This window comes from Streptomyces sp. NPDC050161 (assembly GCF_044460025.1).
Taxonomy (GTDB): domain Bacteria; phylum Actinomycetota; class Actinomycetes; order Streptomycetales; family Streptomycetaceae; genus Streptomyces.
This window is the reverse complement of sequence record NZ_JBITJM010000005.1, coordinates 46,221-70,230: the sequence shown is the minus strand read 5'-3', so window position 1 is coordinate 70,230 and position 24,010 is coordinate 46,221. Positions and strand designations below refer to the sequence as shown.

The following is a 24,010-nucleotide window of genomic DNA, read 5'->3' as shown; positions in this document are numbered from 1 at the left end:
CCTCGAATCCCTGTTTGCGTGCGCTAATCACGGTACGCCCCGCACGGCGCACCCCCTGCACGGTCACCGCTCGCCTTCGGACTCCGGACGAGCGGTCGAAGCGGCCTGCGCGGCGGCGCTCCCGGGCCGCTTGCGCGCGACCCAACCCTCGATATTCCGCTGCTGGCCACGCGCGACCGCCAGCGAACCCGGGGGCACATCCTTGGTGATGACCGAGCCGGCCGCGGTGTACGCGCCGTCCCCGATCGTGACAGGAGCCACAAACATGTTGTCCGACCCCGTCTTGCAGTGCGACCCGACGGTGGTGTGGTGCTTGGCCTCGCCGTCGTAGTTCACGAACACGCTCGCCGCACCGATATTCGTGTGCTCACCGATCGTCGCATCCCCCACGTACGACAGGTGCGGCACCTTCGTGCCCTCGCCGATCGACGCGTTCTTCATCTCGACGTACGTACCGGCCTTCGAGCGCGCGCCCAGCACCGTTCCCGGACGCAGATACGCATACGGGCCCACGCTCGCGCCCGCGCCGATCCGCGCGCCGTCCGCGACCGTGAACGACGCCACCGCGCCCTCACCGACCACCGTGTCCGTCAACCGCGAATGCGGACCGACCTCGGCCCCCGCGGCCACCTGCGTCGCGCCCAGCAGCTGCGTCCCCGGGTGCACCACCGCGTCCGCGCCGAAACCGACCGACACATCCACCCACGTCGTCGCCGGATCCACGACCGTCACGCCGGACAGCATCGCCCGCTCCAGCAGCCGCTCGTTGAGCAGCCGCCGGGCCTCGGCCAGCTGCACCCGGTTGTTGATCCCCAGGATCTCCCGGTGATCGCCGGCGACCGCCGCGCCCACCCGGTGCCCGGCCGACCGCAGAATCCCCAGCACGTCCGTGAGGTACTCCTCACCCTGGCTGTTGTCCGTCCGCACCTTGCCCAGCGCCTCGGCCAACAGCCGCGCGTCGAACGCGAACACCCCGGAATTGATCTCCCGGACCGCCCGCTGCGACTCGCTCGCGTCCTTGTGCTCGACGATCGCGGTGACCGCGCCGCTCGCACCGTCGCGGATGATCCGCCCGTACCCCGTCGCGTCCGGCACCTCGGCCGACAGCACCGTGACGGCGTTCCCGTCCGCCGCGTGCGTCTCGCTCAGCCGCCGCAGCGTCTCGCCCGTCAGCAGCGGAGTGTCACCGCAGACGACCACCACCGTGCCGTCCAGCGCCGTGTCGCCCGCGCCCAGTTCCTCCAGGGCCATCCGCACGGCGTGCCCGGTGCCGTTCTGTTCGTGCTGCACCGCGGTGCGCACCCCGGGGTCGATCTCGGTCAGGTGCGCCTGCACCTGCTCGCGTGCGTGGCCGACGACCACGACGAGGTGTTCCGGGTCCAGCTCACGGGAGGCGGCGACCACATGCCCCACAAGAGAGCGACCGCAGATCGCGTGCAGAACCTTGGGGGTCACCGACTTCATGCGGGTTCCCTCACCCGCTGCGAGAACGACGATGGCTGCCGGGCTGTTGGCGCTCACGGGGATGCCCTTCGGCTTCTTGGCTACTTCGGGTGGTGGTCATCCGAAGGATACCGGTGCGTTTTGTTGCCGAAACGACCCCGGGCCCTGACGCGCGCGTCAGGGCCCGGGGTCCGTACTTCGAGATATTGCTCCCCCGCCAGGACTCGAACCCGGACAGATGGCACCAAAAGCCACAGTGCTGCCAATTACACCACGGGGGAATGAGGCGGACGGAACGGACATGTCGTCAGTTCGATCGCCTGGCCCCCAACACTATGCCGTACCACCAGCCTTCGATGCGACGGTATGGGTCAGCGCTCTGCAGGATCCGGCGGGCGGGCGGGCGTAAGGATTCGGGGGCGGGCTCGCCGTGGGTGTGCGGCGCGGGAGCGGGGTGCCGGGTGCGGGTGTGCGAGAAGGGCGGAAATGTGGGCGATTCAATAGTTCGATGGATAACCGTGGGTAAGTGCCCGTAACGGCTCGGGAACGGGCTCGGGCGCTGTCCGGGGGAACCGGGTCGGGCGCCCGTACGCTGGTCCGTATGACCGCGACGGGGGCAAGTGCAGGAGAGGGCGTGCGGGGTGCGCCCGCGGGCGGGCCGTGGTGGTGGGGGCGTCGGCGCAGTGCCGTGTTCGACGCGTTGCTGGCGGTGGCCTCGGCGCTCGAATGTGTGGTGGAGGGGGCGCGTTTCTCGGACGAGGCGCGGCTGCCGGTGTGGGTGGGGATGCTGCTGGGTCTTGTGGTCGGCCCGGTGCTGTTGGTGCGGCGGCGGTGGCCGGTTGCCGTGGTGCTGGTGTCGATCGCGGTGATGCCGGCGGAGATGGGCGCGCTGCTGGGCATGGTGGGGCTGTACACGCTCGCCGCGTCGGATGTGCCGCGTCGGATCACGGGGCTGCTCGCGGGGATGACGGTCGTCGGGACGTTGGTCGCGACGTTTTTGAACCTGCGGCAGGACGTGCTGGCCACCGAGAACTTCAACCCGCCGCTGTGGTTCGTGCCGGTGATGTCGGTTGCGGTGGGGCTGGTGGTGACGGCGCCGCCGGTGTTGTGGGGGCTGTACGTCGGCGCCCGGCGGCGGCTGGTGGAGAGCCTGCGGGAGCGGGCGGACGGCCTGGAGCGTGAGCTGTCGCTGCTGGCTGACCGTGCCGAGGAGCGGGCGGAGTGGGCCCGTAACGAGGAGCGGACGCGGATCGCGCGGGAGATGCACGACGTGGTGGCGCACCGCGTGAGCCTGATGGTGGTGCACGCGGCGGCGTTGCAGGCGGTGGCGTTGAAGGACCCGGAGAAGGCGTCGAGGAACGCGGGTCTGGTGGGGGACATGGGGCGTCAGGCGTTGACCGAGCTGCGGGAGATGCTGGGCGTGCTGCGTACGGCGGAGGGTTCGGGCGGCCGGGTGGCGCCGCCGTCGGACGAGCCGGAGCGGTTGGTCGCGGTGGCGTCGAAGGCGACCACTTCGCAGGCCGGGGCGGCGTCGGGGGTGACGGCGGTGGCGGACGTGGCAGGGGTGCCGGATGCCGGTGCGGTGGCGGTTGCCGGGAGCGGGGACGCCGAGGGGCCGTCGCTGGCGCTGCTGGCGGATCTCGTGGGGCAGTCGCGTGCGGCGGGGATGACGGTGGAGCTGTCGGTCGAGGGCGCCGCGGGGCGCTATGCGTCGGGTGTGGAGCAGGCCGTGTACCGGGTGGTGCAGGAGGCGCTGACGAACGTGCACAAGCACGCCCCGGGGGCGCGGGCCCGGGTGCGGCTGGCGCACCGTGCGGGTGAGGTGGCGGTGCAGGTGGAGAACGGCCTGTCGGACGGCGGGACGGTGGACGCCGGGCTGCCGAGCGGGGGGAACGGGCTGGTCGGGATGCGGGAGCGGGTGAAGGCGCTGGGGGGCGTGTTCGTCGCGGGGCCGACGGACGCGGGCGGTTTCCGGGTGTCGGCGGTGGTGCCGGCGGGGGTGGAGCCGTCGGATGAGCCGGCCGATGGTGACGGTGCCGGCGCCGGTGAGGCAGCCGGTGCGGAGGGCGGTGCGGACGGCGGTCCGGTGGGGGCTGTGGGCCGGGGCGTGTCCGAGGCGTCGTAGGTGTTCCGTCCGGGGGGTTGCGGACGGGGGATCGCGCGAGCGACGCGGGACGGCTGGGTTTCTTGAGGGTCCGTGGGCGCGATCCGGGCCGAGTGGCGGAAGGCGGAACCCTGCGGAGCCGACGGCCCGCCCTTTCGCTCAGGCCCACGCCCGATGGTTGCCCTGCCGGAAAGCCGTCGACTGAAAAGCCCTCCTTTATGGCCGAAAGGGTGCCACCCCGATAAGGCATCCTTTCGCATTGAGAAAAGGTCGCTAAGCCTTAGCAACGTTTGCGCATGCTCGATTTGATCTTCGAATCAAAGGGGTGTGATGCTGCTTCGATCATGCCGCCCGGGATAACCAGCCATGTCTGTATCTGTTCTGACATGTCAGCAGGTGATGCCGGGCTTCTTCCGTTCCATGGGAAAGCGTTGACTGCCATGCACGACCGCGGCGCCGATACGGCGATGTTGCACAGTGAAATCGAAGAACTCTGGAAGCGGCGGGACGAGGTTCCCCTGCATTCCCCCGAGGCCGTCGCCGCCGTCGACGCGGCGATCGGCCTTCTGGACTCGGGCCGGGTACGCGTCGCCGAGATCACGGCCGGCGAGGTCGTGGTCCACGAGTGGCTGAAGTCCGCGATCCTTCTGCTGCTCCGGCAGGCCGTGCCGGCGGAACTGCGGTTCGGCCCGTTCGAGAGCTGCGACAAGTTCCCGCTGAAGTCCGGGACCGGCGGCAACGGCGTCCAGGTGTCGCCGGGTGCGGTGATCCGGCGCGGCAGCTACCAGGCCCCGGGATCGGTGGTCATGCCGAGCCACATCGGCATCGGCTCGTACGTCGGCGAAGGCACCCTGGTCGACTCGTGGGTCGGCATCGGCTCGTGCGCTCAGGTCGGCAGGAATGTCCACCTGTCGGGTGGGGTCGGGCTGGGCGGCATGATCGAGCCGCCGGTGGCGAAGCCGGTGGTGATCGAGGATGACGCCTTCATCGGTGCCCGCTCGATGATCTACAGCGGCGCCCGGGTCGGCGAAGGCGCGGTGCTGGGCGCCGGTGCCCTGCTGACCGACACCATTCCGGTCATCGACGCCGCTACCGGGGAGGAACTCAGCCGTGGCGTCGTCCCGCCGTGGACGGTCGCGGTGCCCGCGAACCGTCCGCGCGAGTTCGACGGCGGCACCTTCGGGCTGCCGTGCCTTTTGGTGATCAAGCGTCTGAAGAAGGGCGATCGCCATGACAAGGCCCGGCTCAACGACGCGCTGCGCACCCAGCCCCCCGCCGTCTGACATCCGGGCCACCGCACACCCCGCCGACTCGGCAGAAAGGGAATCCTCCACCATGTCAGCCCACGGCATCATCCCGGTCCTGAACCGGCACCCCGCACTTGAGGCGCTGCACTCCCGGCTCACCGGCTTCCTGGACACCCACCTCCCCGCACCGGTCTGCGAGGAGGACACCCGGCCCGACTGGCTCGCCCTGCGCCGACGCGCCGCGGACGCCGGGCTCACCGGTATCGACCTCGCCTCCCCGGACGGGCGCGGCGGGACCGGCCGGGTGGCCCAGGGCATGGCCATGTTCCTCGCGGGGCAACGGGATTGCGACGCACGCGAGATCTTCAGCTCGGGGCACGGCGCCATGGCCGTGCACCACGGCACATCCGCGCTCGCCGACCACGTCCGCGAACAGGTCGTACGGCAAGGCGAGTTGGCTGGTGTGGCGTCCAGCGAACCCCATTCCGGATCGGACCTGCGCGGCTTTGTGACCGTCCTGGCCGACCGCGGCGACCACTACGCGCTGTCCGGCTCGAAGGGGCTGATCAGCCGCATCGAGGAAGCCTGCGGATTCGTCGTCTTCGCCAAGATCGTCGACCGCGATGAGGCCGGCACGGCGGACCTGCGCCGCGTGCCGCTGTCCGCGGTCTGGGTGCCGGCCGACACCAAGGGCGTCCTGACCGAGACCACCGACCCGCTGGGCATGCGCGGCTGGAGCTTCGGGCACCTGCACTTCGTCGACACCCCGGTGGACAAGGGCTTCCTCCTCGGCGCGCCGGGCGACGGCCGCCGGATCTTCGACACCCACTTCTCCGCTTGGCGGCTGATGATGGCCCTGGTCTGCCTCGGCGCCGCGTCGGCCGCGATCCAGGAGGCCACCGCCCGTACCCGCGGCCGGCACGTGGGCCGCGTCCCGCTCGCCGCCATCCCCTCCGTCGCCGCCCGGACGGGGACGGCAGCCGCCGAGGTCGAAGCGGCCACCGCCTGGTGTTTCGCGCTGCTGGAGCGCATCGACGGGGGCGACGTCGACACCGCCGCCTGCTCGGCCGCCAAGGCACTGGCCACCGACACGGCCTACCGCGCCGTCGACCTCGCCCTGCAACTGCACGGCAGCCAGGGCTACACCCGGCACACCCCGATGGAGAAGCGGCTGCGGGACATCCGCGGGCTGCGGATCGCCGACGGCCCCAACGACACGCTCTACAGCGTGCTGGCCCACTCCCTGCTGACCGAGGAACCGCAGGCCGAGACGGCCCACCTCCTCGCGCGCAGCTGAGGGGAACGCCCTGGACGGCGAGGGCCGCGCGCTCCGTCGGACGCGTCTCAGGCGCCGGCCGGTACCGCGGTGCCGTGTGCCTCGGGCGCCGGGGGCGTGGGCACGGTGAGGCGGGTGGGGCGGGTGCCGAGGACGAGGGTGCCGAGGGCGTGGTCCAGGTCGGGGCCGAGGTACCAGTCGCCGGTGTGGTCGAGGCTGTAGACGCGGCCCTCGGTGTCGATGGCGAGGAGCGCCTGGGGGGAGCCCGCGGCCTGGCTGCTGCTGAGGAGTTCCTGGCCGAGGGGGGCGACGTGGGTGTCGAGGGCGCGGCCGAGGTCGCCGAGGGTGCGGGCGAGGTGGAGGCCGTGCAGCGGGTCGACGGCGAAGGGGGTGGGGGCGATGTGCCGGCCGGGGCCGCTGGCGGTGATGTGCAGGCCGCCGAACTCGGCCCAGGCTTCGACGGCCGCGGGGAAGACGCTGTGGCGGTGGCCCGCGGGTGAGGCGTGGTCGCGGAGCGCGTCGGCCCACTGCTCGGCCTGTTTGATGTTCCAGCGTCCTGGGGTCCAGCCGGCGTTGTGGAGGGCGATGTCGACGGGCGGCGGGAAGCGGGTCGAGCCCTGGTCGCGGGGGTCGGCGGGCGGCATGGTGTGGGTCAGCTCCCTGTGGGCGTGCTGCCGATGGGCATGACGCCGAAGTGGGCGAGGAGCGCGTCGCAGGAGCGGCAGGGCGGTGCGTAGCTGCCGTGCAGGGGGTCGCCGTCCTCGCGGATGTGACGGGCGGTGATCTTGGAGTGTTTCAGGGAGCGCCGGGCTTCGCCATTGGTGAGGGGTTTGCGGGAGGCACGTTTGCCGCGGTTGCCTTCGACGGCGGTGAGGTGACGGGAGAGCAGGACGGCTTCGGGGCAGCGTCCGGTGAACCGTTCGCGTTGTGCGGTGGCGAGGGTGTCGAGGAAGTCCTGGACGAGGGGGTGCAGGGACGGGGGGTGTTCGCCCTTGCTCGCGGTGCAGGTGAGGGTGTGGCCGCGTACGGAGAGGGCGGCGCCGACGGTGGGGAGGATGCCGTCGCGCCGGTGGCGGAGCGCGGGGGTGCGCTCGGTGTCGGCGGTGCCGCTCCAGCCGATGCGGGGGTCGCCTGAGGTGGCGGTGTGGTGTGCCGTGGTGCTCATGGTGCTTTCCCTCCCTGCAAACCCCCCGGTTGCGGGGGTCAGCCTGCCAAATATGCCGGGCGTTGCGGTAGTCGAGGGGGCCTTCGGCGCGTTCACCGACGAGTGACGGTTCGTTGTGCGGGGGACAACTGGGCAGGTCGGGAGGGGTGGTGCGGGTGGGGTGCGGAGGGGTGTTCGGGGTGTGCGCGGGCGTGTCCGCGCGGGTGGGCGGGCGCGGCGTCCGCTCTTGCGGCACGGCATAGGCTGTGCGCAGTAGCCAGAATCAGCCAGGGGGCACCGCGATGACGAATGGTCGGCTCGGGCAGCATGCCGCGCCACCGAACACCGCTTATGCCGGGCAGGTTGTGCATTTTCCGGACCCGGTCCGTGCTGCGCGGCATCCTGCTGGTGTGCGGATGGACGGGAACGGTTTCCCGGCGTTCTCGCCGTACGCGCGGGCGGCGGTGGAGATCGCCGAGCCGCCGGAGGGTTTCGGCGTCGACGAACTGCGGCTGACGGACTATGTGTCGGCGAACGCGGCGATGCACGCGCAGGGGCACGAGTTGTGGGCGGACGGCTGCGCGGTGGCGACGCCGCACGGCTGGACGTGGCATCACGTCGCGGGTACCCGGCGCCTTGAGCTGGTTCCGGTCGAGGTGAAGGCGCTTTTGCGGCACCACGGCGGGCTGGCGACGGCGGCGGTGGCGCACGACAAGCGGGGTACGCGGCCGTTGCAGGAGACCCGGCCGGTGCATTTCGGGCTGCCGCACCGGGGGCTTTCGGTGGGCGAGGAGCAGGTGGCGCAGGCCGAGGAGTCGCTCGGGTACCGGTTGCCCGGCGCGTACCGGTCGTTCCTGAAGGCGGCGGGCGGGTGCGCTCCGGTGGGGGCGGCGCTCGACGCGGAGCTGGGGCTGCTGGTGGACCAGCCGTTCTTCACGGTCCGCGATGACGCGGCGGTGAACGACCTGGTCTATGTGAACAAGTGCCTGCGGGACCACTTCACCAAGGACTTCCTGGGTGTGGCGTTCGTGCAGGGCGGCGTGGTCGCGGTGAAGGTGCGGGGCTCGGCGCCGGGTTCGGTGTGGTTCTGCCCGTATGACGATGCGCGGGACCAGGACGGCTGGTCGGTGCAGGAGCGGGTCGAGCGGCTGCTGCTGCCGTGCGGTGCGGATTTCGACGAGTTCCTGGTGCGGCTCGCGGGGAATCCGCCGGAGCTGGAGACGGTGGCGAACCTGATGGTGGACGGTGGCTTCGCGCAGGCCGTTCCGGTGGAGGGGTGAGCGCGGTGGTGACGTTCGCGCAGGCGCAGGAGCGTGCCGAGCTGTGGGTGAACGGCGAGGTGCCGGGGCCGCAGCAACGTGAGGTGCGGGTGCGGGAGTTCGATCTGGGCTTCGTGGCCTGGGCGGAGGACCGGGAAGGCGGTCCGCGCGGCGAGGGCGGGCGGAGCCGGCTGGTGATCGCGCGGGACAGCGGCGAGACGACGCTGTGGCCCGGTCTGCCGGTGGGTGAGGTGATCCGGCGGTACGAGGAGGAGTACGGCGCGGTCGCGGACGGCGGGCGCGGGGTCGCGGAGCCGCCGCAGCGGATCGATCTGGAGGCGACGTCGTTCCTGTTGACGCCGCCGGAGTGGTTGCAGGAGGTGGCGGACGCGGCCGGTGGTGCGGACCGTGGTGGTGCGGCGCAGGCGGGGTCGCCGTCGTCGGCCGCTGTGCCGGTGCCGTCGGCGGTTCCGGATGCCGGTGGGTCGGCCGATGCCTGGGCCGAGGTCAATGTGACGTCGGGGGCCGGTGGGGTGCCGGGCGCGGGCGAGGGTGACGAGGACCGTTCGGTGGGGTTGCCCGAGACGGTGTTCGCGCCGCCGCTCGCCGGTATCGACGAGGTCGATGAGGCAGGCGAGGGGGACGGGGCGGCGCCGCAGGCGCGTCCCGAGGCGAAGACGGAGTTGTTGCGGGGCGGGAGTCAGCTGCCGCGTACGCAGGTCGCCCCGGCGGTGGACGGGCCGGCTGCCGGTGGGCCGTCGGGTGCGGGCGCGGGGACGGGCGCGGGTGTGCCGGGGGCCGTGCCGCCGATGCCTCCGGCGCCGCCCGGTGTGCCGGGGCTTTCGGAGCTGCCGCCGCCGTCCGGTGCGCCGGTCACCGATGTGCCGCCGCCGGATGGCGCGGTGCCGTCCGGCGGGGCCGTGCCGCAGGGCGCGGGGGCGCCGGGTGGTTCGGGGCCCGGTGGTCCGCCGCCGCCTCCGCCGGTGCCGTCGGCCGGTGCCGGTGGCGGGGTGCACGCCGCGGCGACGATGCTCGCGGACGGTGCGGCGCTGCCCGGCGGTGCCGCGGGGGCCGGTGCGGGCGCGGCTGTTCCGCCGCCGCCCGGGGCTCCGGGTACGCCCGGTGCGGGGTCCGCGGCGCCGGGCGGGGAGCCGTCGCCGGGCGCGAGCGCGCCGGCCGGCGGGTATGTGCCGACGCAGCTGGTGTCCCAACTGGACGCGGACGGGCTGGACTTGAGCGCGGTGGACGGATCCGGTGAGGCGGGTGCGTCCGGCGCGGGCAGTGGGGCCGGTGGTGCGGGTGCGCCGTCCGGCGGTGCGGGCGCGGGCCCCGGTGGCGGGGTGCACGCCGCGGCGACGATGCTCGCCGGCGGCGCCGTGCTGCCGGACGCGGCGGCCGGGGCTCCGGGCTCCGCCGGTGCGGCGGGCGGGCCCGGTGTGCCGCCGCCGCCCGCGCCTCCTGGTGCGCCGAAGCCGCCGGGTGCGCCCGGTGCGCAGGCGGGGGGCCGTGGCGCCTCGGGGCAGGGCGGTCCGCCGCCTCCGCCGCCGCCCGTGCCGTCGGCCGGTGCCGGTGGCGGGGTGCACGCGGCGGCGACGATGCTCGCCGGTGGCGCGGCCGTACCGGGGCCCGCTGGTCAGGGGCCTGCTCAGGGGCCTGCCGGTCAGGCCGGGCCGCAGGGGGCCGGGCCTGCGGGTCCGCCTCCGGGGCCGCCCGTTCCGCCCGCCGCCGGGAAGGGCGGCGCCCCGGGCGGGTACGGATATCCGCCGCCGCCCGGTGGACTGCCGACCGTCGGGCCCGGCTACATGGCGGTGCTGAGCTACCGGGCGCCGGACGGCTCGGAGCAGAAGATCGTGCGCAGGTCGGCGCCCGGTCTGCCGCATCCGGAGTGGCAGCTGCTGCACGAGCTGCGCGGCATGAACATTCCGCCGCAGCAGGTGCTTGAGCTGCACACCGAGCTGGAGTGCTGCGATCTGCCGGGTGGCTACTGCGCCCGGATGATCCGTGACACCTGGCCGCAGGTGCGGATCAGCCACACCGCCGCGTACGGCAGGGATCACGCCTCGCGCCAGCAGGGTGTACGTCATCTCGTCGAGCATCAGGGCGAGTTGCACCAGGTGGCGGACGGTCCCGCGCGGCCGGCGCCGGTGCGGGTGCCGTTGCCGCACCCCTCGCAGGTGCAGCCGGTGCCCCCGGCGCCGCCGCAGGTCATCGGGCAGGAGCTGGAGCAGTCGTTCGGCCCGCAGGGGATCTTCCGCTTCGATCAGCGGGCGGTGTCCCGGCAGGGTGTGCCCGACGTGGTCGCGCAGATGCTGGTGTGGGCCGGTCTGCCGGTCGACTTCGGGCCGTTCTTCTGGGCGCAGGCGCAGCCGGGGCGTCCGGTGCCGACGCTGGCGGAGCTGGCGGCGGAGCGCGGGGTGCAGCCGGCGCCGGACGCGGGCTCGTATCTGGTGATGGGCAACGACTTCGGCCGTCAGCTGTGTGTGCAGTACGGCACGGCGAACATCGTCGCGGTGCCGGTGGAGGCGGGGCCCGGCGGGCAGCCGGCGGCGCCGCAGTTCGTGAACAGCGGGCTGCCGGAGTTCACGCGCTGCCTGGCGATGCTGGGGCGGATGTGGCGGCTGAGGTACGGGCTGACGCCGGAGCAGGCCGGCCACTGGACGGTCGATTTCCAGGCGCAGCTGGTCGCGCTGGATCCGCCGGCGCTGGGTTCGCCGGAGACGTGGTGGTCGGTCCTGCTGGAACAGATGTGGGACGGGCTGCTGTAGGGCCTTTCGTGCGGAGCGTGCCGGGCTCGCGGGGGCCCGGCGTCCGTACGGTCGGGGGCGTGCGCCGCGGGTGACGGGTGCCGGGCACGGAGGGCGCTCGGGCTGCGGGACGGGCCCGGGGCCCTGACGATGCGTATATGGGCCAGCCGATACCGCCACCGTCGTCGACGCTGTACCGGGCGGGCCGGCGCGGCCGGCCGTGGTGGCGGTGGACCTTGGTGGCGTTGCTGGTCCTCGTGGTGCCGGTGGCGGCGGGCGGCGCGGCGCTGTACGTGTGGGCGGGCCGGCAGGTGCGCCAGGTGGCGGCGTTCGGCGCGTACGAGGGCAGGCCGGTCGCGGGCCAAGGCACGAACTGGCTGCTGGTCGGCTCGGACAGCCGGGCCGGGCTGACACCGGCGCAGCGCAAGGACCTGCACGTCGGCAACGACGGCGGGCGGAACACCGACACGGTGATGGTGCTGCACTCCGGCGGCCACGGCCCGTATCTCGTCAGCATTCCGCGGGACAGCTACGTACCGGTGCCGGGGCACGGCCGCGCCAAGATCAACGAGGCGTACGCGGACGGCGGTCCGAAGCTGCTGACACGGACCGTGGAGCAGGCGACGGGGCTGCGGATCGACCGGTACGCCGAGGTGGATTTCCTGGGCCTGGTGCGGGTCGTGGACGCGCTGGGCGGGGTGCGGATGTGTCCGGACAAGCCGATCGAGGACGCGAGGTCGGGGGCTGATTTCCGGGCCGGCTGCCAGGAGATGGACGGCCGGCAGGCGCTGGCGTACGCGCGGGCCAGGTACAGCGACCCGGAGGGCGACATCGGGCGGGTGAAGCGGCAGCGGCAGCTGATATCGGCGGTGGCGGACGGGATGCTCAGGCCCGGGGTGTACCTCAATCCGTTCCGGTGGCGGCCGGTGGTGGGGACTGCGTTGTCCGCGGTGCGGGTGGACGAGGGGGCGGGTGTCGCCGAACTGGTGGGTATGGGACGGTCGATGAGGAAGATCACCGACGGGGGCGGCCGGGCGGTCACGGTGCCGGTGGCACGGCCGGGAGTGGCGGTGGCGGGCGCGGGCGAGGTCCTGGTCTGGGACGAACAGGGCGCGCGGCGGCTGTTCCAGGCCCTGCGCGATGATGATCCAATTCCGACTTCTGACAACAATTGACGCATCCTGGTGGGATGAGAAGGGCGGAGTGTCTTTTTGCGGCCACTTCGGACCTATCCAGAGAGATGTGTGCGGGACTGACCGGGCCGAACGGACCGGGCGGGACGGCGCGGAGGCGGGCGAGGGGATCGCGCGCCGGAGAGGGGCTTGAACGATGAGTGCATCGGTTTCGCCGCACGGCTTCGAGACCGTACGCGGGCGCGGCTACCGGCAGGACGACGTGGACCGCCGGGTGGAGGGCCTCTCCATCGACCGCGACTCGTGCTGGGAGCGTGCCGCGCGGCTCACGGTGCTCGCCAACGAGATGGAGGCGGAGCTGGCGGAACTGCGCGCGCACCTCGCGAAGATGCCGCCGCAGACGTACGAGTCCCTGGGCGACCAGGCCCGGCTGATCCTGACCACGGCGGAGTCCGAGGCCGCGCGGCTGCGCGCCGACGCGGAAGAGGCCGCCGAAGAGCTGCGCGCGCGGACCGACGCGTATGTGCGCGAGACCACGGAGGCGGCGGACGAGGTCGCGCACGCCCGCCGCAAGGACGCGGAGGAGCGCGGGCGGCAGGCCCTGGAAGCGGCGCAGGCGGACGCGGTGGCGCGGGTGGCCGCGGCGCGGAAGGACGCCGAGGAGTGGCGCGCCGAAGCCGTGGCCGCGCGGGAGGAGATGGGCCGGCGCACCACGGAGATGCTCAAGGAACAGGAGCGTCGGCAGGCCGAGGAGTGGAACGACGTCGGCCGCGAACTGGCAGGTCATGACGCGGAGATGGCGCAGCGGGTCGCGGAGCTCGAGGAGCGGGGACGCGCGGTGGTGGCCGCGGCGGAACGCCGGCACGCCGAGACCCAGGAGGCGGCGCGGCACCGCCAGGAGGACGCGGAGGCCCGCGGCGCCGAACTGCTGGCCCAGGCGCAGGTCGAGGTGGAGCGCATCGAGCGGGCCACCGAACGGGTGGTGCGCGAGCACCAGGGGCAGCTCGACGAGGTCCGCTCCCACATGAAGCACGTCCGCAACACCCTCGCGGCGCTGACCGGGAAGGACCCGGTGGAGGAGCCGGACGGTCCGACGGACGGCCCGGTGGACGGCACGATGGACGTCCCGTCGGCGGGGGAGGACCCGAGGACGGCGGAGGCCGCGGAGGCCACAGAGGTCACAGAGGCCGCGGAGGCCGCGGAGGCCGCGGAGGCTGTGGCGACGGCTGAGGCCGAGGCATCTCCAGAGGCCGGTGAGGGCGCTGACCGCCGTGCCCCCGTCGACCCGGACAACGAGGAGACCATCGAGACCAAGCTGCCCCGCGTGCCCAGCTGACGGGGCCGGGCACGGCAGCGGCTCAGCAGGTGGCAGAGCCGCCGCCGGGCCCGCCCGCACCCCCGTCGCCCGCCGCGGTCTCGTCCCCCGTACGGGGCCCGGCCGCCGCTTCCGTACGGGAACCGGACTCCGTTCCCGTACGGGAGCCGGACTCCTGCCCCGTACGGGAATCCGGCTCCTGGCCCGTGCGGGCGTCCGCGTGGACCGGGAAGCGGCGCGGGGCCAGCAGGAGCAGGGCGATCAGGGCGAGGGCGGCTGCCGCCGCGGCGCCCAGGTAGACGTGGTCGACGGTGAGGGCGACGGAGCGGCGCAGGTAGTCGGCGGCGCGGACGGTGAGCCCTCCGGCGTGCTCCAGGGCGTGCGAGACCGCGTCGAGGTCGCCTGGCAGGCCGGGACGGATGTCCGAAGGGGCGTGGGCCAGCCGGTCGTTGAGGGTGGTGTTGGCGAGGGCGCCGAAGAGGGCCGCGCCGATGGACTGCCCCACCTGGCGGCAGAAGAGTATCGAGGCGGTGGCGGTGCCGCGTTCGGCGTAGCCGACGGACGACTGCACGCCGATGATCAGCGGCAGCTGGAAGAGGCCGAGGGCGGCGCCGAGCGCCAGCATGATCAGGGCGGGCTGCCAGGGCGCGCCCGGGTAGGGCAGCAGGGGGAAGGCGAGCAGGATCAGGGCGGCGGCCGAGATGCCGAGCACCGCGCAGTTGCGGATGCCGATGCGGCGGTAGACGTGGCTGCTCAGCGCGGCGGAGACCGGCCAGCTCAGGGTCATCACGGACAGCACGAACCCGGCCGCCGTCGGGCCGGTGCCGAGCACCGACTGGGCGTAGGTGGGCAGGAAGACGGTCGGCGCGACCATCAGCAGCCCCAGGGCGCCGAGGGAGAGGTTGACGGCGGCGATGGTGCGGCGCCGCCAGACCCAGCCGGGGATGATCGGTTCCGCCGCGCGCCGCTCGATGACGAAGGTGGCCGCCGCGCACAGCGCGCTGCCGCCGAAGAGCAGCAGGGAGGGCGTCGAGAGCCAGGGCCAGGCGGTGCCGCCCTGGACCAGGGCCGTCAGCAGCAGCCCGCCGCAGGCGAAGACGGCGAGCGCGCCCGGCCAGTCCACGCGCGGCTTCGCGGCGCCGGGGGAGCCGTCGGAACCGGAGCCGCCGCCCGCCGTCCGCCCCTTGTCCCCGGCCGCGGCCCTGCGGGGGTCCTCGGTGAAGTAGCGCACGATCAGCCACAGGGCGAGGGCGCCGACGGGCAGGTTGACCAGGAAGATCCAGCGCCAGTCGGCGTAGCCGGCGAGCAGCCCGCCCAGCGCGGGCCCGGCGACCGACGAGGCGGCCCAGACCGAGGACAGCTTCGCCTGGATCTTGGGGCGCTGCGCCATCGGGTAGAGGTCGGCCGCGATGGTCTGCACGGTGCCCTGGAGCGCGCCGCCGCCCAGGCCCTGCACGATGCGGAAGGCGATCAGGGAGGCCATGTCCCAGGCGCCGGCGCAGGCGAGGGAGCCGACGAGGAAGAGGGCGATGCCGGTGACGAGGACCGGCTTGCGGCCGAAGGTGTCGGAGAGCTTGCCGTAGACGGGCAGCGTGACGGTGACGGCCAGGAGGTAGCCGGAGAACAGCCAGGAGAAGACGGCGAAGCCGCCGAGGTCGCCGACGATCTGCGGGATGGCGGTGGCGATGATCGTGGAGTCCAGCGCGGCCAGCGCCATCCCGAGCATCAGGGCGGCGACGACCGGGCCGCGCCGCCCGGCGGGTGCGCCCGCCGCCGCGCCCTGCCCGTCGGCCGTGCGGCCCGTGCCCCCGCGGCGTGCCCTGCCGCCGACGGCGCTGTCCCCGGTACTGCGGTTCACCCGGCCCCCCTGTGCCCCGCCGGTGCGGTGCACCGGCGCCGTTGTGTGTAGCGGACACCCTTCCACGCCCGGCCGGTGTGCGAAACGGTGCTTTCCCGGGGCAGGGGCGCACCGCCCCGGGGCGCCGTCCGCTCGCGGGGCGGGATGTCGGGGGGCGGGCGTAAGGTGGGCAACCCCGGCCCGTACGACGTGTCGGGCCTTTCGCGTTGTTCGCCTCGCTGGGACGGAACCTTTCATGAGCCTTGCTGGACTGCTCGACGCCGTCGTCAAGGACCCGGCGCTCGCCGAAGCGGTGCAGGCCGCGGCCGACGGACACCGGCCGCACGTGGATCTGGTCGGCCCGCCCGCCGCCCGCCCGTTCGCGGTGGCCGCCCTCGCCAGGGACGCGGGACGCCCGGTGCTCGCGGTGACCGCCACCGGCCGGGAGGCCGAGGACCTCGCGGCGGCGCTGCGCAGCATGGTGCCGGCCGGCGAGGAGAACACCATCGTGGAGTTCCCCTCCTGGGAGACGCTGCCGCACGAAAGGCTCTCGCCGCGTTCGGACACCGTGGGCCGCCGCCTCGCGGTGCTGCGCCGCCTCGCCCACCCGCGCGCGGACGACCCGACGGCAGGACCCGTGTCGGTCGTCGTCGCGCCCATCCGCTCGGTGCTCCAGCCGCAGGTCAAGGGGCTGGGCGACCTGGAGCCCGTCAGTCTGCGCACGGGCGGCAGCGCCGACCTCGGCGAGGTCGTCGACGGGCTCGCGGCAGCCGCGTACGCGCGCGTCGAACTGGTCGAGAAGCGCGGCGAGTTCGCGGTGCGCGGCGGCATCCTGGACGTCTTCCCGCCGACCGAGGAGCACCCGCTCCGGGTCGAGTTCTGGGGCGACGACGTCGAGGAGATCCGTTACTTCAAGGTCGCCGACCAGCGGTCCCTGGAGGTCGCCGAGCACGGCCTGTGGGCGCCGCCGTGCCGGGAGCTGCTGCTGACCGACGAGGTGCGCGAGCGGGCCGCCACCCTCGCCGAGCAGCACCCGGAACTGGGCGAACTGCTCGGCAAGATCGCCGAGGGCATCGCCGTCGAAGGCATGGAGTCGCTGGCCCCGGTCCTCGTCGACGACATGGAGCTGCTGCTCGACGTGCTGCCCGCCGGGAGCATGGCGGTGGTGTGCGACCCGGAGCGGGTGCGCACCAGGGCCGCCGACCTGGTGGCGACCAGCCAGGAATTCCTCCAGGCGTCCTGGGCGGCGAGCGCCGGGGGAGGAGAGGCGCCGATCGATGTGGGCGCCGCCTCCCTGTGGGGCATCGCCGACGTCCGCGAGCACGCCCGTGAACTGGGCATGATGTGGTGGTCGGTGAGCCCGTTCGCCGCCGACGAGGAGACCGTGCCCGACGCGGGCGACACCCTCAAGCTGGGCATGCACGCGCCCGACACCTACCGCGGTGACACCGCGCGGGCCCTCGCCGACACCAAGGGATGGCTGGCCGACGGCTGGCGCACGGTGTTCGTCACCGAAGGGCACGGCACGGCGGCCCGCACCGTCGAGGTACTCGGCGGCGAGGGCATCGCCGCCCGCCTCGACGCCACCCTGACCGCGCTCGCCCCCTCCGTCGTGCACGTCGCCTGCGGCTCCCTCGACAACGGCTTCATCGACCCGGCGCTGCGCCTGGCGGTGCTCACCGAGACGGACCTGTCCGGGCAGAAGGCAGCCGCCAAGGAACTGGGCCGGATGCCGGCCCGCCGCCGCAAGACCATCGACCCGCTGACCCTCCAGGCGGGCGACTTCATCGTGCACGAGCAGCACGGCGTCGGCCGCTACATCGAGATGGTGCAGCGCACGGTCCAGGGCGCCACCCGCGAATACCTCCTCGTCGAGTACGCGCCCGCCAAGCGCGGCCAGCCGGGCGACCGCCTCTACATCCCCACCGACCAGCTGGAGCAGGTCACCAAGTACGTCGGCGGCGAGGCCCCCACGCTGCACCGGCTCGGCGGCGCCGACTGGACCAAGACGAAGGCGCGCGCGAAGAAGGCCGTCAAGGAGATCGCCGCCGACCTCATCAAGCTCTACTCCGCCCGTATGGCGGCGCCCGGCCACACCTTCGGCCCGGACACCCCCTGGCAGCGCGAGCTGGAGGACGCCTTCCCGTACGCGGAGACCCCCGACCAGCTCACCACCATCGCCGAGGTCAAGGAGGACATGGAGAAGTCGGTCCCGATGGACCGGCTGATCTGCGGCGACGTCGGCTACGGCAAGACCGAGATCGCGGTGCGCGCCGCCTTCAAGGCCATTCAGGACGGCAAGCAGGTCGCGGTCCTGGTGCCCACCACCCTCCTGGTGCAGCAGCACTACGGCACCTTCACCGAGCGGTACGGCCAGTTCCCCGTCAACGTCAGGGCGCTGTCCCGCTTCCAGACCGAAACCGAGTCCAAGGCCACGATGGAGGGCCTGCGGGACGGCTCCGTCGACCTCGTCATCGGCACCCATCGCCTGTTCTCGTCCGAGACCAAGTTCAAGGACCTGGGCCTGGTCATCGTCGACGAGGAGCAGCGGTTCGGCGTCGAGCACAAGGAGCAGCTGAAGAAGCTGCGCGCCAACGTCGACGTCCTGACCATGTCCGCGACGCCGATCCCGCGCACCCTGGAGATGGCGGTCACCGGCATCCGCGAGATGTCCACGATCACCACACCGCCCGAGGAGCGGCACCCGGTCCTGACCTTCGTCGGGCCGTACGAGCAGAAGCAGATCGGCGCGGCGATCCGGCGTGAACTGCTGCGCGAGGGCCAGGTCTTCTACATCCACAACCGCGTCGAGTCCATCGACCGTGCCGCCGCGCGGCTGCGGGAGATCGTGCCCGAGGCGCGCATCCAGACCGCCCACGGGCAGATGGGCGAGACGGCGCTGGAGCAGGTCGTCGTCGACTTCTGGGAGAAGAAGTTCGATGTGCTGGTCTCGACGACGATCGTCGAATCCGGCATCGACATCTCCAACGCCAACACCCTGATCGTCGAACGCGGCGACAACTTCGGCCTCTCCCAGCTCCACCAGCTGCGCGGCCGGGTGGGCCGCGGCCGTGACCGCGGCTACTCCTACTTCCTCTACCCGCCGGAGAAGCCGCTCACCGAGACCGCCCACGAGCGGCTGGCGACCATCGCCCAGCACACCGAGATGGGCGCGGGCATGTACGTCGCCATGAAGGACCTGGAGATCCGCGGCGCGGGCAACCTCCTGGGCGGCGAGCAGTCGGGCCACATCGCCGGTGTCGGCTTCGACCTCTACGTCCGGATGGTCGGCGAGGCCGTCGCGGACTACCGGGCCTCGCTCGAAGGCGGCGTGGAGGAGGAGCCGCCGCTGGAGGTCAAGATCGAGCTGCCGGTCGACGCGCACGTCCCGCACGACTACGCGCCCGGCGAGCGGCTGCGCCTCCAGGCGTACCGCGCGATCGCGTCCGCGTCCACGGAGGAGGACATCGCCGCCGTCCGCGAGGAACTCACCGACCGCTACGGCAAGTTGCCCGAGCCGGTCGAGAACCTCCTGCTGGTCGCCGGACTGCGGATGCTGGCCCGCTCCTGCGGCGTCGCCGACATCACCCTCCAGGGCTCCAACATCCGCTTCGGCCCGGTGGAGCTGCGCGAGTCCCAGGAACTCCGGCTCAAGCGCCTGCACCCGCGCACGGTCCTGAAGCCGGCCACCCAGCAGATCCTGGTCCCCCGCCCGACCACCGGAAAGATCGGCGGCAAACCGCTGGTCGGCCGCGAACTGCTCGCGTGGGTGGGGGAGTTCCTGACGACGATCCTGGGAGGGTGAGGGGCGGCCCCGGAGTGGTGTGGAATGTCTGATTCCGGGGCGTTGGTGGGTTGCTGGGGCGAGTTACGCCTTATCGTCTGGCGGGGCGTGTGATCAGCCGCCCTGATGCGTTCTCATCGAAATGGATGCCCTGCCGTGATACGTGCCCACCGCACCGCTCTGTCCGCCGCCGCCCTCCTGACGGCGGCACTGGTGTCCGTCGTCGGCTGCACCCCGGACACCGCCGGCCCGAGCGAGCGGACGGCGAGCCCGTCGGCTTCCGTCTCGGCCCCGGCCACCCCGTCCCCCTCGCCCTCGTCCTCGCCCTCGGAAACGGCATCGCAGACGCCATCGGCGGCCCCGTCCCCCACGATGCCCGCCGTCTCGGCCGAGGCACCCACGAAGGCGGCGGCGCCGAAACAGCACAGCGCGCCGCTGCGGACCACGGCACCGGAGCCGACCCGGCAGGCCCGCCCGGAACCGTCCGGCGACGTGATCCTCGCGCCGTCCGGAAACCACTACCGGCGCGGGCAGTTCTGCAAGAACATCCACCTCGGGCTGACCACCCGGGACGCACACGGTGACACCCTGCACTGCGCGATGCAGAGCGGCCGGCCGCACTGGCAGTAGCCGGCCCTCACCCCACCCGCCCCGCGACCTCCCGTGCGCAGTCGGCCGCCGAGCGGTGGCCGGTGTCGACCTCCATGTCGTAGTGGACGCCGTGGTGGACGAGGTCGGCCTGGGAGGCGGCCATGCCCGCGATCCGGTCGCCGCGGGCGGCTTCCCTGGCGGTGGCGACCGCGGGTGCGCAGCGCACGCCGACCCACAGCACGGCCAGGCCGTCCAAGGCGGCGAGCCAGCGCTGTTGGGAGTCCCGGCCGCCGACGAAGACCTCGTCGAGGATGATGCCGGTGCCGGCGCGGGCCATCGCGGCGATGCCACGCATCCAGTCGTCCTGGAGGGCGCGGAAGGCCGGCCCCGGCGAGACCGTGCCGTCCGGTGCGAGCACCAGGCCCGCCGGGGTGTTCATCAAGGTGGGCGGCAGCGCCTCGACGAGGGTGTCCACGCCGAAGGTCAGCCAGGGCCTGGGCAGGAGTGCGTCCTGGAGGGCGCGGGCGAGGGACGAAGTGCCGGAGCTGGAGCCGCCGTTGAGAACGATCACGTCGAAGGTCATCGCGCCACCGTAGGCCGGTCAGCGGGCCGATGTCCGGTGGAATACCGCGAGGCCCGCCGCCTCGCCGGCCGGGACGTAGGTGGAGCCGGGGTGGCGGTGCGCGGCGTCGGCGAGTGCCTGTTGCGGGGTGCGGCCGTCGCGGAGCTGGACGGCGACGTAGTCGGGCGAGATGCCGCGGGTGTCGCCGATCCAGAAGACGCGGGTGCGGCCGGTGAGACGGCTCAGCGGCCGGATGTCGGCCTCGACCGTCGCCCCGTCCGGGATCCGCTCCAGCAGGCGCTCGGCCGCGGTGACGTCCGGCGGCACCCGGTAGGTGGCCGCCTCGGTGAGCCGGGACAGCGGGAGGGTGCAGGTCAGCGCGAGCGCCGCGGACAGCACGGCGGCCGGCAGGTGCAGCGCGTAGGAACGCAGCCACGGGCGGGCGGCGGTGCGGGCCCGCGGCAGGGCGTCGACGAGGGCGAGGAAGACCACCGGCATCAGGACGGCGCTGTAGTGCCAGTCGATGCCCCAGTAGTGCGGCTCGTGGGAGAGGAACCGCCAGCCGACGGTGGGCAGCGCGACCAGCAGGAGCGGGGAGCGCAGCGCGAGCAGCCCGGTGGTGGGCAGCACGATCCACAGGAGGGTGCGGACGGCGGTGTCGAAGGGAATGACCGGGCCGCCCGCGCCGTCGCCGCTGAGTTTGGTCCAGTAGTCGTACGAGCCCGAGCCGTTGAAGCCGGGGATGATCACGCCGAGGGTGACGGCGGTCGCGGTGACGCCGAAGGCGACCAGGGCGACGGCGAGCGGCACCGCACGGCGGGAGCGGATCAGCACCAGCACCCCGATGACGGCAGCGGTGACCCCCAGGTCCTCCTTGACCAGCACCAGCGGCGCGGCCCAGCACACCGCGGCCCTCCACCGGCCGCGCAGCACCGCTTCGAGGGCGAACGCGATCAGCGGCAGCGCGAAGGCGATCTCGTGGAAGTCGAAGTCGACGGCCTTCTGCACGCCCCAGGACAGCCCGTAGGCGAGGCCGACGGCCAGGCCCCTGCCGCGGCCGAGGTGACGGGCGGCGGCCCGGGTGACCGGCAGCGCCGACAGCGCGAACAGCGCGGCCTGCGCGGTCAGCAGCGTCATCGCCGACGGGACGAGGCGGTAGAAGGGCGCGAGCACGATCAGGACCGGGCTGAAGTGGTCGCCGAGGATGTTGCTGCCGGGGCCCTTCAGATCGACTATCGGCGCCCGGAGGTGGGCGTAGCCGCGGACGGCCTGCTCGAAGATCCCCAGATCCCAGGAGGCCGTGCCCATCGTGCGGTAGCGGCTCAGGGAGATCACGGCGTACGCGACGAAGAGGAACGCGGCCGTCCAGTACGGGTCGAGCCGGGGCGCGCGCAGGGCCGCCGTGCGCGCCCCGATCCGGCGTGCGCTGCGCCGTAGCGGACCGGTGTCCTGCGGCGCGGTGCGCGGCTTCGGGGGGAGGGCGGTCGCGGGGCCGCCGGGGGCTGCGGTTCCGGCGGCGGGCCCCGCGTCGCCCCTCGCCGTTGCTGCGGCCGTTTCCATGAGGGTCCTCACTCTCAACTTCCGGAAAGATACTCGAAGCCGTCGAACAGGACGGTCCGGCGCACGCGCACCCGGCCGTGCGTACGTGCCCGCGCCGGGACCGGTCACCGGCCCGGCGGACCCCGTCCGTCCGGTGCCGCGGCCGTGCCCGCGACCTCAGCCACCGGATGGGACAACCGACTTGATACCTACCGCGCTCCGCGCCCGCCCCGCCACCCTCACCGCGACCGCGGCCACCGCCCTGGCCGCGCTGCTCGCCCTCACCGGCTGCTCGCCCGACGGCGGCACGGACGCCAAGGGGGACGGGTCCGCCACCGCGCAGCCCGGCAGCGCCCTGGCCGCCGTGACCTCGCTCCGCGTCAAGCGCCCCGCGACGATGACCGGTTACGCCAGGAACAGGTTCGGCAGCGCCTGGGCCGACACCGACGGCAACGGCTGCGGCACCCGCGACGACATACTCAAGCGTGACCTGCGCGCGCCCTCGTTCCGCGGTGGGGACTGCGTCGTCGTCGCCGGGACGCTGAAGAAGGACCCGTACACCGGGCACAGCGTGCGCTACCGGCGCGGCAGCAGCAAGGTCGACATCGATCACGTGGTGGCGCTGTCCGACGCCTGGAAGAAGGGCGCCGCGAAGTGGCCGGCGCGCAAGCGCATCGCGCTGGCCAACGACCCGCTGAACCTCATAGCGGTGGACGCGTCGGCGAACCGGCAGAAGAGCGACGGCGACGCGGCGGCCTGGCTGCCCGCGTACAAGGGGTACCGCTGCACGTACGTGGCGCGCCAGGTGGCGGTGAAGAAGAAGTACGGGCTGTGGGTCACGCGCAGCGAGAAGGACGCGATGCGGCAGGTGCTGGCCGGCTGCCCCCAGGAGAAGCTGCCGGGCGGCGGCAATCCGACGGAGGCGCCGGCGCGGTTCTCTGCCAAGTAGCGGCGGCGGGGACGGGGCGGACGGCGGAACTTCGCGGTCCGGCACGGCCGTTGCGCCCGCGGTCCGCATCCGAATTCGCGGGCAATCGTTGGCCAAACAGTGGCCTGGACCACGGGGACTCCTTACCATCGATCAGAGCCTGTGTCTGAACCCCGGTTGGATCAGCGCCCGTCGTCTGGTGCGTGCGATCGCAAGGCGCCGGAAGGTCCTTGTAGCGGAGCTACCAGGGCCTTTCGGCAACGCCGCGAGCGTGCGTGCCAGACGACGGGCGCCCGACCGGGGTTCAGACGCAGGCTCTCACGCCAGATCGATGAGCCACCGCCCCGGTGACCGCTGGGGCCGCCCCTTTCGACCACCACCGCACGGGCGCACCCCCAGCGCCGCCTCGTTCACGATCTTTGCCGGGAGGCCAAGTGTTCCGCCGTAGGACAGCGCTCTCCGTATCCCTCACCGCGGGTCTGCTCGCCGCGGTCCCGCTGCTGGCCGCCTGCGGCAGCGACGCGCACCCCGGTGCCGCCGCCATCGTGGACGGCAAGCGGATCACCGTCGCCCAGCTCCAGGCGAAGGTGAAGGACGTACGGGAGGCCCAGGGCAGGTCCGTGCAGGGCGCCCAGCTCGTCGCGAGCACCGGCCGGCTCAGCCTGGCCACCCTCAACGGCATGATCTTCGACCGGGTCCTGGAGCGCGGCGCCCGGCAGGCGGGGGTCACCGTCCACCGCGACGGCGTGCAGAAGTGGCGGGCGGCGGCCGAGGAACGCGCGGGCGGCGGCGCACGGCTGAAGGCGATGTGGCTCCAACAGGGCATCGCCCCGGACGAGATCGACGCGACCGTCCGCAACCAGCTCCTCCTGGACGGCCTCGCCAAGAAGATCGGCGCGGACCGCGGCAGCCCCCAGGGCCAGCAGAAGCTCGCCGACGCGCTCGCCACGACCTCCCGCGCGATGGGCATCGACGTCAACCCGCGCTTCGGCAAGTGGAACGACAAGCAGGTCATCCTCGGCCAGGCCAAGGACCCCTGGATCACCAAGGCCCCGGCCGCCAGGCAGCAGGCGTAGGGCCCACGCCCCGCCCGCGCCCGGGGCC

At 73.2% G+C, this 24,010-nt stretch carries 17 protein-coding genes and 1 tRNA gene; 11 read left to right on the top strand and 7 right to left on the bottom strand.

Translation table 11 applies throughout. The features are described 5' to 3' along the window. Window positions 1–63: 63 nt before the first annotated feature. Together glmU and ACIBK8_RS10290 are read right to left on the bottom strand one after the other, a co-directional pair. On the bottom strand, window positions 64–1,521 hold the full coding sequence (glmU, locus tag ACIBK8_RS10295; protein ID WP_399041291.1) for a bifunctional UDP-N-acetylglucosamine diphosphorylase/glucosamine-1-phosphate N-acetyltransferase GlmU: 1,458 nt from the start codon (window positions 1,519–1,521) through the stop codon (window positions 64–66). 131 nt (window positions 1,522–1,652) lie between these two features. After that, window positions 1,653–1,724: transfer RNA gene (locus ACIBK8_RS10290), tRNA-Gln, on the bottom strand. 320 nt (window positions 1,725–2,044) lie between these two features. On the opposite strand from ACIBK8_RS10290, the gene ACIBK8_RS10285 reads away from it, so the two are divergent. From ACIBK8_RS10285 to ACIBK8_RS10275, 3 genes are all read left to right on the top strand, one after another. Beyond that, window positions 2,045–3,568 carry a sensor histidine kinase gene (locus ACIBK8_RS10285; RefSeq protein ID WP_399041289.1) on the top strand — a complete coding sequence of 508 codons (1,524 nt, stop codon included), beginning with the start codon at window positions 2,045–2,047 and terminating at the stop codon, window positions 3,566–3,568. A 275-nt stretch (window positions 3,569–3,843) separates the two neighbouring features. Further along, entirely contained in the window at window positions 3,844–4,830 is a 987-nt protein-coding gene (locus tag ACIBK8_RS10280; RefSeq protein ID WP_399041288.1) for a 2,3,4,5-tetrahydropyridine-2,6-dicarboxylate N-succinyltransferase, read from the top strand. A gap of 52 nt (window positions 4,831–4,882) precedes the next feature. After that, window positions 4,883–6,091 (top strand): acyl-CoA dehydrogenase family protein, encoded by a 1,209-nt coding sequence (locus ACIBK8_RS10275; protein ID WP_399041287.1) that lies wholly within the window; start codon window positions 4,883–4,885, stop codon window positions 6,089–6,091. Window positions 6,092–6,138: 47 nt separating this feature from the next. On the opposite strand, the gene ACIBK8_RS10270 is transcribed toward ACIBK8_RS10275, so the two are convergent. Then, window positions 6,139–6,714, bottom strand: a complete 576-nt coding sequence (locus ACIBK8_RS10270; RefSeq protein ID WP_399041286.1) for an SUKH-3 domain-containing protein — start codon at window positions 6,712–6,714, stop codon at window positions 6,139–6,141. An 8-nt stretch (window positions 6,715–6,722) separates the two neighbouring features. Then, a complete protein-coding gene (locus ACIBK8_RS10265) occupies window positions 6,723–7,235 on the bottom strand; it encodes a YwqJ-related putative deaminase (protein WP_399041285.1) in 513 nt (170 codons plus the stop codon). Between the two features lie 281 nt (window positions 7,236–7,516). On the opposite strand from ACIBK8_RS10265, the gene ACIBK8_RS10260 reads away from it, so the two are divergent. The 4 genes from ACIBK8_RS10260 to ACIBK8_RS10245 all read left to right on the top strand — a co-directional run bounded on the left by ACIBK8_RS10260 (window position 7,517) and on the right by ACIBK8_RS10245 (window position 13,686). Further along, window positions 7,517–8,494, top strand: a complete 978-nt coding sequence (locus tag ACIBK8_RS10260; RefSeq protein ID WP_399041284.1) for an HNH endonuclease — start codon at window positions 7,517–7,519, stop codon at window positions 8,492–8,494. Between the two features lie 5 nt (window positions 8,495–8,499). Beyond that, window positions 8,500–11,238 (top strand): SUKH-4 family immunity protein, encoded by a 2,739-nt coding sequence (locus tag ACIBK8_RS10255; RefSeq protein WP_399041646.1) that lies wholly within the window; start codon window positions 8,500–8,502, stop codon window positions 11,236–11,238. Between the two features lie 137 nt (window positions 11,239–11,375). After that, on the top strand, window positions 11,376–12,392 hold the full coding sequence (locus tag ACIBK8_RS10250) for an LCP family protein (protein ID WP_399041283.1): 1,017 nt from the start codon (window positions 11,376–11,378) through the stop codon (window positions 12,390–12,392). A gap of 154 nt (window positions 12,393–12,546) precedes the next feature. After that, window positions 12,547–13,686 carry a cellulose-binding protein gene (locus ACIBK8_RS10245; protein WP_399041282.1) on the top strand — a complete coding sequence of 380 codons (1,140 nt, stop codon included), beginning with the start codon at window positions 12,547–12,549 and terminating at the stop codon, window positions 13,684–13,686. Window positions 13,687–13,708: 22 nt separating this feature from the next. Here ACIBK8_RS10245 and ACIBK8_RS10240 read toward each other — a convergent pair whose 3' ends face one another. Continuing rightward, window positions 13,709–15,391: an MFS transporter gene (locus ACIBK8_RS10240; protein WP_399041645.1), complete on the bottom strand. Its 1,683-nt coding sequence runs from the start codon at window positions 15,389–15,391 to the stop codon at window positions 13,709–13,711. Between the two features lie 367 nt (window positions 15,392–15,758). On the opposite strand from ACIBK8_RS10240, the gene mfd reads away from it, so the two are divergent. Together mfd and ACIBK8_RS10230 are read left to right on the top strand one after the other, a co-directional pair. Then, window positions 15,759–19,307: a transcription-repair coupling factor gene (gene mfd / locus ACIBK8_RS10235; RefSeq protein WP_399041281.1), complete on the top strand. Its 3,549-nt coding sequence runs from the start codon at window positions 15,759–15,761 to the stop codon at window positions 19,305–19,307. Between the two features lie 135 nt (window positions 19,308–19,442). Next, complete coding sequence (locus tag ACIBK8_RS10230) at window positions 19,443–19,916, top strand: hypothetical protein (protein ID WP_399041280.1); 474 nt, start codon at window positions 19,443–19,445, stop codon at window positions 19,914–19,916. Window positions 19,917–19,923: 7 nt separating this feature from the next. Here the strand turns inward: ACIBK8_RS10230 and cpt are convergent, their stop codons facing one another. Next, window positions 19,924–20,460 carry a chloramphenicol phosphotransferase CPT gene (cpt, locus tag ACIBK8_RS10225; protein ID WP_399041279.1) on the bottom strand — a complete coding sequence of 179 codons (537 nt, stop codon included), beginning with the start codon at window positions 20,458–20,460 and terminating at the stop codon, window positions 19,924–19,926. Between the two features lie 18 nt (window positions 20,461–20,478). Then, window positions 20,479–21,999, bottom strand: a complete 1,521-nt coding sequence (locus ACIBK8_RS10220) for a DUF2079 domain-containing protein (RefSeq protein ID WP_399041278.1) — start codon at window positions 21,997–21,999, stop codon at window positions 20,479–20,481. A 181-nt stretch (window positions 22,000–22,180) separates the two neighbouring features. Here ACIBK8_RS10220 and ACIBK8_RS10215 point away from each other — a divergent pair, with 181 nt between their 5' ends. Beyond that, window positions 22,181–22,927, top strand: coding sequence for an HNH endonuclease family protein (locus ACIBK8_RS10215; RefSeq protein WP_399041277.1), 747 nt, complete (start codon window positions 22,181–22,183; stop codon window positions 22,925–22,927). 413 nt (window positions 22,928–23,340) lie between these two features. Continuing rightward, entirely contained in the window at window positions 23,341–23,982 is a 642-nt protein-coding gene (locus ACIBK8_RS10210; protein ID WP_399041276.1) for a SurA N-terminal domain-containing protein, read from the top strand. Window positions 23,983–24,010: the final 28 nt, after the last annotated feature.